Annotated in this window: 11 protein-coding genes and 1 pseudogene; 6 read left to right on the top strand and 6 right to left on the bottom strand. The window is 69.0% G+C overall.

All coding sequences use genetic code 11. The annotated features are described in order from the left end of the window. Positions 1-145: 145 nt before the first annotated feature. Positions 146-457, top strand: coding sequence for a transposase (locus tag ACVCAG_RS42575; RefSeq protein ID WP_440088991.1), 312 nt, complete (start codon positions 146-148; stop codon positions 455-457). Continuing rightward, a complete protein-coding gene (locus ACVCAG_RS42580) occupies positions 454-876 on the top strand; it encodes an IS3 family transposase (RefSeq protein WP_447191512.1) in 423 nt (140 codons plus the stop codon). The genes ACVCAG_RS42575 and ACVCAG_RS42580 overlap by 4 nt, the downstream gene beginning before the upstream one ends. A 541-nt stretch (positions 877-1,417) precedes the next feature. Here ACVCAG_RS42580 and ACVCAG_RS42585 read toward each other — a convergent pair. Both ACVCAG_RS42585 and ACVCAG_RS42590 read right to left on the bottom strand, forming a co-directional pair. Then, complete coding sequence (locus ACVCAG_RS42585; protein ID WP_447191513.1) at positions 1,418-1,624, bottom strand: hypothetical protein; 207 nt, start codon at positions 1,622-1,624, stop codon at positions 1,418-1,420. An 87-nt stretch (positions 1,625-1,711) separates the two neighbouring features. Beyond that, positions 1,712-1,840, bottom strand: a complete 129-nt coding sequence (locus tag ACVCAG_RS42590) for a hypothetical protein (RefSeq protein ID WP_447191514.1) — start codon at positions 1,838-1,840, stop codon at positions 1,712-1,714. Between the two features lie 121 nt (positions 1,841-1,961). Here ACVCAG_RS42590 and ACVCAG_RS42595 point away from each other — a divergent pair, with 121 nt between their 5' ends. Then, the gene (locus tag ACVCAG_RS42595; protein ID WP_447191519.1) at positions 1,962-2,099 is read left to right on the top strand and encodes a sigma factor-like helix-turn-helix DNA-binding protein; all 138 of its coding nucleotides are present in this window, start codon (positions 1,962-1,964) and stop codon (positions 2,097-2,099) included. 162 nt (positions 2,100-2,261) lie between these two features. Here the strand turns inward: ACVCAG_RS42595 and ACVCAG_RS42600 are convergent, their stop codons facing one another. Both ACVCAG_RS42600 and ACVCAG_RS42605 read right to left on the bottom strand, forming a co-directional pair. Continuing rightward, the gene (locus ACVCAG_RS42600; RefSeq protein WP_447191515.1) at positions 2,262-2,729 is read right to left on the bottom strand and encodes a tetratricopeptide repeat protein; all 468 of its coding nucleotides are present in this window, start codon (positions 2,727-2,729) and stop codon (positions 2,262-2,264) included. Positions 2,730-3,016: 287 nt separating this feature from the next. Further along, positions 3,017-4,930 carry a hypothetical protein gene (locus tag ACVCAG_RS42605; RefSeq protein WP_447191516.1) on the bottom strand — a complete coding sequence of 638 codons (1,914 nt, stop codon included), beginning with the start codon at positions 4,928-4,930 and terminating at the stop codon, positions 3,017-3,019. Positions 4,931-5,471: 541 nt separating this feature from the next. Here ACVCAG_RS42605 and ACVCAG_RS42610 point away from each other — a divergent pair. Both ACVCAG_RS42610 and ACVCAG_RS42615 read left to right on the top strand, forming a co-directional pair. After that, positions 5,472-6,161: a tyrosine-type recombinase/integrase gene (locus ACVCAG_RS42610; protein WP_440088997.1), complete on the top strand. Its 690-nt coding sequence runs from the start codon at positions 5,472-5,474 to the stop codon at positions 6,159-6,161. Next, positions 6,162-6,488: a tyrosine-type recombinase/integrase gene (locus ACVCAG_RS42615; protein ID WP_440089012.1), complete on the top strand. Its 327-nt coding sequence runs from the start codon at positions 6,162-6,164 to the stop codon at positions 6,486-6,488. Between the two features lie 23 nt (positions 6,489-6,511). Here the strand turns inward: ACVCAG_RS42615 and ACVCAG_RS42620 are convergent, their stop codons facing one another. Then, positions 6,512-6,907 carry a hypothetical protein gene (locus tag ACVCAG_RS42620; protein ID WP_447191517.1) on the bottom strand — a complete coding sequence of 132 codons (396 nt, stop codon included), beginning with the start codon at positions 6,905-6,907 and terminating at the stop codon, positions 6,512-6,514. Positions 6,908-7,059: 152 nt separating this feature from the next. Here ACVCAG_RS42620 and ACVCAG_RS42625 point away from each other — a divergent pair, with 152 nt between their 5' ends. Continuing rightward, a complete protein-coding gene (locus ACVCAG_RS42625; protein ID WP_447191518.1) occupies positions 7,060-7,821 on the top strand; it encodes a hypothetical protein in 762 nt (253 codons plus the stop codon). A gap of 52 nt (positions 7,822-7,873) precedes the next feature. Here the strand turns inward: ACVCAG_RS42625 and ACVCAG_RS42630 are convergent. Further along, positions 7,874-8,067 (bottom strand): annotated as a pseudogene (locus ACVCAG_RS42630) (hypothetical protein); the annotation flags it as partial.

Below are 8,067 nucleotides of genomic sequence, written 5' to 3' on the forward strand. Positions count from 1 at the left end.
CGAGCAGGCCCGTGCTCAGGCACCCGGGCGCCCGGGTGCCGGACCGACCTGCCGCCCGCCGTCTCGCTCCCGCCGGATCTCCCTGTGGGCTTGATCCGGTTTGACGGACATTCGAGATCAGGGGCTCGTCTCCGGAAGGATATCCATGATGGAGAGTAGGGGGAAGAAGAAGCCGCGTCCTCGCCGCTCGTTCACGCCGGAGTTCAAAGCTGAGATCGTCGAGCTGTGCCGGCGCGGTGACCGCCCGGTCGGGCAGGTGGCCAAGGACTTCGATCTGACCGAGACCGCGGTGCGGCAATGGGTCCGCCAGGCCGAGGTCGATGCCGGCGACAGGGACGGGCTGACCAGCAGCGAACGGCAGGAGCTGCAGGCGTTGCGGCGGGAGAACCAGCGGCTTCGCCAAGACGTCGACGTGCTCAAGCGGGCGACGGCTTTCTTCGTGCGGGAGACCCGGTGAGCGTGCACCCGTTCATCGAGGCGGAGAAGCAGGGCGGCCACAGCGTCAAACGGGCGTGTGAGCTGCGGGGAGTCTCCCGTGCCGCCTTCTGCTCGCGCCGCAGCGCGCTGCCCGGTCCGCGCGCGGTGCGTGATGCGGAGCTGGCCGAGCGCATCGCCGAGGTGCACGTGCGCTCGCGGGGCAGCTACGGCGCACCGCGGGTGCACACGCAGTTGCAGCAGGACGGGCAGCGATGTGGCAGGCGGCGGGTGGCCCGGCTGATGCGCACGCTCGGCCTGGCCGGACGGTATCGGCGCCGCCGGCGGCAGAGCACGATCTCCGATCCGTACGCGAGCCTGCGGCCAGACGTCTGGAATTGCCCGGTTGCCTACGCCGATCTGCCCGCGGTGTCTTTCTGCCGCATTCCGGCCGCCCCTTGACCAGCGGCCATCTCACCTCGTGGCCCGTTTCTGCCGTATTCCGGTGGCACCCCCTACGCGCAGGCGCGCGAGGAGTACGGCCCCCCGTCCTCGCGGCGCTGCTCCCGGGCGCGAAGATCCCTACGAGGTAGCGTGAGGCTGTTCTCCTCCGACGGAGAGCCACCCTTGGGCGGCCGGTGCTGTCGAGCGCATCGGCCGCCTCCTGGTGTCACCGTCGTTCTCGGGATGTGCGGTGCTTACTGGGCCGGTGGCGGGGTGGGGCGCAGGTACATCCGCAGCCGCACGCGCGAGCTCGCGCCGGTCTGGGTGATGGTGAACTCGTCACACAGGCGGCCCATCAGCCATGGTCCGAACCCGCGACCCGCGCCCGGGTCGGGGCGCTGTCTCGGAGCGGCGAGAACCCGAGACGGGACTCAGCGGATAAGAAGGCGCGGTACCGATAAGCACCTCCCCGTTCGTCCTGTTGCGGCCACGCGTCGCACTGGCCGCGCTAGGTAAGGAGGGCCGGTGAGGTTGTCGCCGGGCCGGGCGGGTGCTCTGTTCAGGGGGTTGGCCGGGAGTTGTTGTAGGCGTTCAGGTGGTGTTCGCAGCTGGACCATCGACGGTTGATGCGGTCGGTGACGGTGTATTTGATCTCTTCGGTGCAGGGGTCGTCGGGGCCGTTTCCGCCCCAGGTACAGCGGCTGCGGCTGACGCGGCCGGGCGCGAAGTCGCCGGGGTCCCAGGCCTTGATGTGGGCGGCTTGCATCCCGACCTCCTCAAAAGGTCATAGTGTGCCGGTGCTCGCCGTGTCGACGCCACTCCAGCGCTGGGCTGGGGGTCGACGTCGTCGTCCTCAGCCGAGCCGCTCCTTACCGGGCTTGTCGGAAAGACCTTCGGGGAGCCCTTCGCGGACGGCGCGCACGATTGCGGTCTTGATGGTGCGTGCGGTGCGGCCGGCGAGCGGGACGGGGCTGCCGGTCATCGTGTACCACTCCTCGGCGCTGGTGAACGCGAGGGAGAGTCCGCGTACCGCGTGACACGTTTTCGGCCCTTGCCGTAGTCGCCCGGACGCCGCCGCAGAATGGGAGGCCCGTCACGACGCGCTGGAGACGCTCCGGAGCCTGCCGCCTCGACAGCGCCAGATTTTGGCTTGGACGATGAGCGACTTCACGCCCTCCGAGATCGCCGAGCTGCTCGGTGTGACCCCCAACACGGTCAGCGCCAACCTCGGGGGCCAGTAGGAACGGACCGATGAGCCTGGGTTACTGTCACATCTTTTGACAGGGTGAGCGCGGGGAAGCCCCCGCCGGTCTCGTTGGAGACGAGCAGGGGCTTCTTGGTGTTACCCACCTGGCACGTTGGCCTGCATCGCCCCCGGGGGCGACAGCGCAGGCTGGGCTTGGTCAGGCCTGGTCGTGCAGCTCGGTACGGGTGGTTTCGGCCTGTTCGACGATGGTGGCCAGTACCGGTGCGGGGACCTCGTCGCGGAAGGTGTCCACAAGCTGGTCCAAGACGGTGTCGGCCTGGTCGAGGTCGCCGGCGCGGGCGTGGGCGCGGGCCAGGCGGCGCATGGTCTCGTTGAGGGTGATGTTGTCGACGCCGGCGTCGGTGTTCGGGTCCAGGGTGGTGGCCACGACCGCTTCGAGCTGTTCGATGCTGGTGGTGGTGTCGGCGGGCCGCACCTCGACGCCGCCCTCGGTGAGGGTGAGGAAGTGGCGTCCGGCGTTGGTGCCCTTGACCATGTGCGCGTACACGGCCAGCGGGTGGTCGGGGTGGGAGGCGATGAGTTCCTCCAGGGCGTCGTTGCCCTCTTGCAGTTGCGGGGCATCAGAGCCGAGCAGGGCCAGCAGGGTGCCCTGCTGGGAGCCCATCAGCAGATCGCCCGCTTTGCGGTCCTCCTCATCGCGCGGCGCGTTGACCTCGATGGAGTGTTCGGGGGAGGTGACGGTGGAGCCGTCGGGGGCCCGGTACAGGGCGCGCAGCCGGTAGGTGCCGGGTGTGGGGAAGGTGAGGCCGTCGGCGCCGTAGCCGATGTAGGCGCTGTCGTACAGGGCGGGGGTGTCGGCGTCGAGGGTGACGCGGTGGTTGGGGCTGCCGCAGGCGCGGGCGATCGGCCGGAAGGGCCGGGTGTCTCCGGCCGGGTCGGTGACCAGGATGGTCAGGGTCTCGCCGCGGGGGCTGAGGTTGGGGAAGGCCTCGGCCTGGGGGTGCTGCCGTCCAGCGACAGCTTGATCTCGGCGGTGACGGGTTCGCCGTGGGAGAAGGATTCGCGTCCGGTCAGTTCCAGCCGCAGCCCCGACCGGCTGGGCGGGGGCAGGTCGACCTGCTCAAGGGCCGGGCGTTCGGCGGCGTTCGTTCCCATCGGGGTGCCGCCCATGACGACGTCGTAGAAGAAGCCGTGGCGGATGTGGCGCAGCTCGCTGGGGGTGAACTGCCAGGCGAAGGCCTCCCAGAAGGCGTCCTCGCCTTCTTCGCCGTCGGGGCCTTCGTAGACGTCGACGTACTGCATGAACGACAGGTCGCCCTTGCCCTCGCGCGGCCCGAGCGGCTGCGGGGGACGGTTCAGGTGCTTTTCGAAGGAGTGCGACAGGTTGAGGGCGTGGCCGATCTCGTGGACGTAGGTGCGGATCTCCTTGCGCGTTCCGGCGTATCCGTGATCGGTCAGGGTGGAATGGAACAGGGCCATCCCTTGCCGTTGGAACTCGCCCTCGCTGTCGAACATGACGCCCCGGCTGCCGGCGACCTCGGCGTGGCGGGTGGCGATGAAGCTCCACAGTTTCCACTGCTCGGTCTCGCGGTGGCCGCTGAAGTTGGTGAGCATCGCGGCGTGCAGCTCGGCGTCGGACCATTTCAGGTCCTCCCCGGCCTCGGCGACGGGAACCTCGTTGGCGGTGCCGGAAAGGCGTAGTTCGACCCCGGCCTCGGCGTAGGCCGACTGGACGGTGATGATCTTCTTGGCCAGGCCGGGCGGGCGGGGATCGGTGGTGGTGGCGTACTGGGCGGCCGGCCTGGTGCCGGCCATGGCGTCGATCTCCCAGTCGATGGTCCGCAGGAACCGCGAGACGTAAGAGCAGTCGAAGACGGTGACCTTGCTGCCGTCGGGCGCGCTGCGGGTGAGGGTGGCGGTGCCGCCGGGAGCCAGCCGGTCCACCTGCACCGAAATCAGTGGTCTGCTGTTGGGGGAGGGGAATGTGGCGGTGCCGGCGATGACGGCGGGCAGTTCGACGGCTTCGTCGCCCTCCAGCACGAAGGAGGTGAAGTAGGCGCCGTCGGCGGCGTCGAACAGGTCAGCGGAGACCACCGGCAGCTCGCCCTCCAGATCGACGCGCAGATCGATGCGCACGCCGTCGGTGATGCCGGAGAAGCGCCCCGCGGCCGGCAGGCGGGGCTTTTGGAAGTCGGCGGGCAGGGCGGCCAGGCCGGCCATCACCTCACCCCAGGTGCCCACGGCTACGGGGCCGGTGTCCCAGTCGAAGTCCATCGCCTTGTCGCCCTTGATGAACAAGGTTCGATGTGCCCCGCCGGGCAGGCACATGGCGGCGTGATCGAAGTCGCCGCTCATGTCCTCGGGCAGCATCTTCCACCCGGCGCCCTCCATGCCCGACAGCGGGCCCTGATAGCCCACGCCCTGGCCCCACTTGATGACCACGCACTGATCACCCTTGATCAGCATGGTGCGGCGTATGTCGTAGAGGTTGGGCAACTGCACGGCGACGTCGAGGTCGCTGCGGAACGCGGCCGGGATGTAGGGCCCGAAACCCGGATGGCTGGTGATCGGCCCCTGGTAGAGGACTTTTTTGTACCAGTCCTGCTCCAGGCACTGGTCGCCGGCCAGGAAGAGCGTGGAGGCGGAGCTCAGGCGTATGACGCCGTCGCTGCAGCTGGCGAACGGCTCGGGCAGAGTGGCGAACGCCCCGTCGAACGCCTGTGCCAGCGGCTTGCGCCACTGCAGAGCCTTCGTGTCGCTCAGTGCGGCCTCCTCCCCGCGCAGGAACCACAACGTCCATGGTTGGTTCAGCGTCGTCGTGACGACCGCGGAGAATCCTGTGGTCCTACTGCGCAAAAACCCCATCGCACGCCTCCCGGCCGGGCCCGGAGGGCCCACGCCGAATAACGCTAAGCAGTCGTGTCGATACATACAATTACCGCAACAAGTCAGGTCGGACCGAAATAAACCGGACGAATACTCCTTTTAGGTTGTGGACTGTTCATTACCTTCCTACTTCTCCCCAGCTGCAACCAAAGACATCCTCACCGTTTTTTCTACCTGGCACGAAACTTCCAGGTCCGAGACGGAAAGTGTCCGGCCTCGCCAGCCCAACCCCAGGTAAAACGGGACATCCGGCACTGATGCCGTCCCTTCGGGAACGGAAGGGGCATCCGTAACCAGCGCCACCCATGGCCACATCCGGCCACGCTTCCACCAGCCCCGTGTCCGGCGGTTGGGCGCAACCCAGCAAGATCACCTCAAGCACGCCGCACACGAACGTGGCGTTGGCACATCCGCTTGCTCGGCGATACGGCGGGTCGGTTCCACCATGTCAGCGCTAGCGTTAAGCCGATCGTTGCAGCACCCTTCCGGAATTACTCAATTCCGGAAGTAGGCTCCGGGTATGACTTCCGGAAACGCGCAGAAGCCGGTAGCGCAAGAGCTCGAAACGACTTCCGGAAACACGCAGCCACGATTGCGGGGCCGCCGCCCCGCTCAACTCCCGCCGCCCTACGACCGGGCGCTGGCCGACTACGGCGCCGCGCTGGAGGGCTCGCCGCTGGCCGACTCCAGCCGGGCCAAGTACCTGTCGCGGGTGCGCGGGTTCCTCGCCTTCGTCGCCGAGGCATCGGCCGACGGCATGCTGGACGGTGACCCGCTCGCCGACCCCGCGGCCGCGGGGTCGGCGGTGCGCGACTATCGCCGCCATTTGAAGAACGGCCGCCGCGCGCCCACCACGATCGACAACGTGCTGGCGGCCGTCGACGACTTCCACGCCCGCGCGGCTCTGGCCGTCACCCCCGCGCGGCGCGAGCGCGCCATCCGGCGCACCGCGCCCAAGGCCTTGGACGAGCGCCGGGTGCGCCGCTACCTGCGCGAGGCGGAGAAGAACGCCTCCGCCCGGGATGCGGTGATCGCGTTGCTGCCCTACCTGGCGGGCCTGCGCATCGGCGAGGTCGTCGCCCTGGAGGTGGCCGACGTGCGCCTCTCAGCGCGCAAGGGCGAGCTGCGGGTGCTCGGCAAGGGCCACGGCGGCGGCAAGATCCGCACCGTCGACCTCCACCCGGACCTGCGCACCGCGTTGCAGGCTTGACTGCAGGAGCGCGCCACCTGGCCCGGCGCCGCCACCACCGCGGCGTTGTTGCTCAACGTCCGCGGCGGCCGCCTGAGCGACCGGGCCGCCCGCGACATCATCACCCGCCTGGGCGCCGCGGCCGGCATCAACGACGATGCGGCCGAGCCGTTCGGCCCGCACGTGTTGCGCCACACCTTCGGCACCCAGCTCGTGAGCGCCGGCAAAGACCTCATCCTGGTCGCCGAGCTCATGGGCCACGAGCGCCTCGACACCACCCGCCAATACACCCTGCCCACCTCGGCCGACCGCGCCGCCGCCTTGGAGGCGCTCATCACCGACCACTGAACGAGCTCTGCCGGACGGAGGCCTCAGAAGTGGAGCAATGACGCGGGATCACTTACCGTGCGCAGGTCGTCGAACAGGGCATCGGAGGTTGTGCGGAAGGCCACGTGGACAGCGGTGAGGGGGGAGCCGTCCATGGCGGCTTTCAACGCCAGCGACACGCCTTGTCCGGCCAGCTGATCGCTGAAGCCGAAGACGGTCTCCACCGCCGCCAGGGTGACGGGGCCGCCGTGGGTGATCGCGTTACGGATTCGGGCCAGGCGAGCCAGCAGGCGGATCCATCGCTGGCTCAGCTCGTCCTGCCAGGCGATGACGGAGGCTTGGTCATGCAGCCGCGCGGCCGGGGTGTGCACCCGGCGTCCCTGCGGATGGTGGAGGGGGTAGATGGAGACCAGCTCCGCCAAGGCGGTCCGATCGAACACCCCGTCACGCCTTCGATGCAACATGCCGTCATGGCTGGTCTACGTGCCTGACGCATCTGACAAGATCATCTCACTGTGACCTGGGAGAAGAGGCCAACAACCCAAGATGACCATCGAGGTGAGATGTAGGCCTCCAAGAGAACACAGGTGACATGGGCCTGCTAGTAGGTGAACCTGAGCTCGTGATGGATGCCACGAACCCTGCGCCGACCGCCCGTCGTCGGAGCCGAGTAGTCGCCGTCGACGTCGGCTCGGTGCGGAGGAACTTCGCCTGGGCCGCCCTCGATCTCCCGGCCCGGAAACCGGTCGGCGCCGGGGGCAGCCACCCGGAGGGCGCCGCGAGGGTCGTCCTGGAGGCGGTGGCTGCCGGGCTGCCTGTGGCGCTGGGTTTCGAAGCCCCGCTGGTGGTCCCGGTTAGCCCCGTCGGTGTGCCCGACGGCTGGGCCACGCTCGGCCGGGCCCGTCAGGGCGAGTCCGTGGACGGATGCTCTCGACCGTGGTCGGCCGGCCCCGGCAGCGGCGCGTTGGCCACTGGGCTTGTGCAGTTGGCTTGGGTTCTCGAGCGCGTGGCAGCCGGGGCGCCTGGTCTGCGATGCACGACCAATGCTGAGCGATGGCTCGTCGCTGACGCAGAGCTCTTCGTGTGGGAGGCCTTTGTCTCGGGCGCAGGTAAGCCGGCTCCCGGGGGCGTGAGCCAGCACGCCGCCGACGCAGCGGCTGCCGCAGACACTTTTGCGGAGCGTGCCGCGGCCGGGAACCTGGTGGCCTCCGATGTCACGTGCGCCCCCGAGTCATCGTTCAACCTGGCGGCCGCCGCAGCGCTGTACGCCGGGATGACCATCGATCCCGGCGAGGTTCACTCACCCCTGCACGTCTACCGCACCCGATCGGCTGCGCCTTCGAGGCTGGTCTGATTCGCTGCAGACACCATCCGAGTCGCTTGGCCGCCCTGAGGTGAGGACACCCCTAACAATGGATCTTGTTCCATAGAGGGGAGCCTTCCGGGACGTCGTCGTCGTCCAAGGCGACGAGCTCGGCGATCCGGACGCCTGAATAGAACAGCAGCCGGCCGATGGCGCGGTCGCGATCGAGCTGGCGGCCGGCCTGCTGCGTGCCGTGCCGTGCGCCGACCTGGCCGAACGCCTGGGCGTGGACACGGG

This window comes from Streptosporangium sp. G12 (assembly GCF_052983175.1).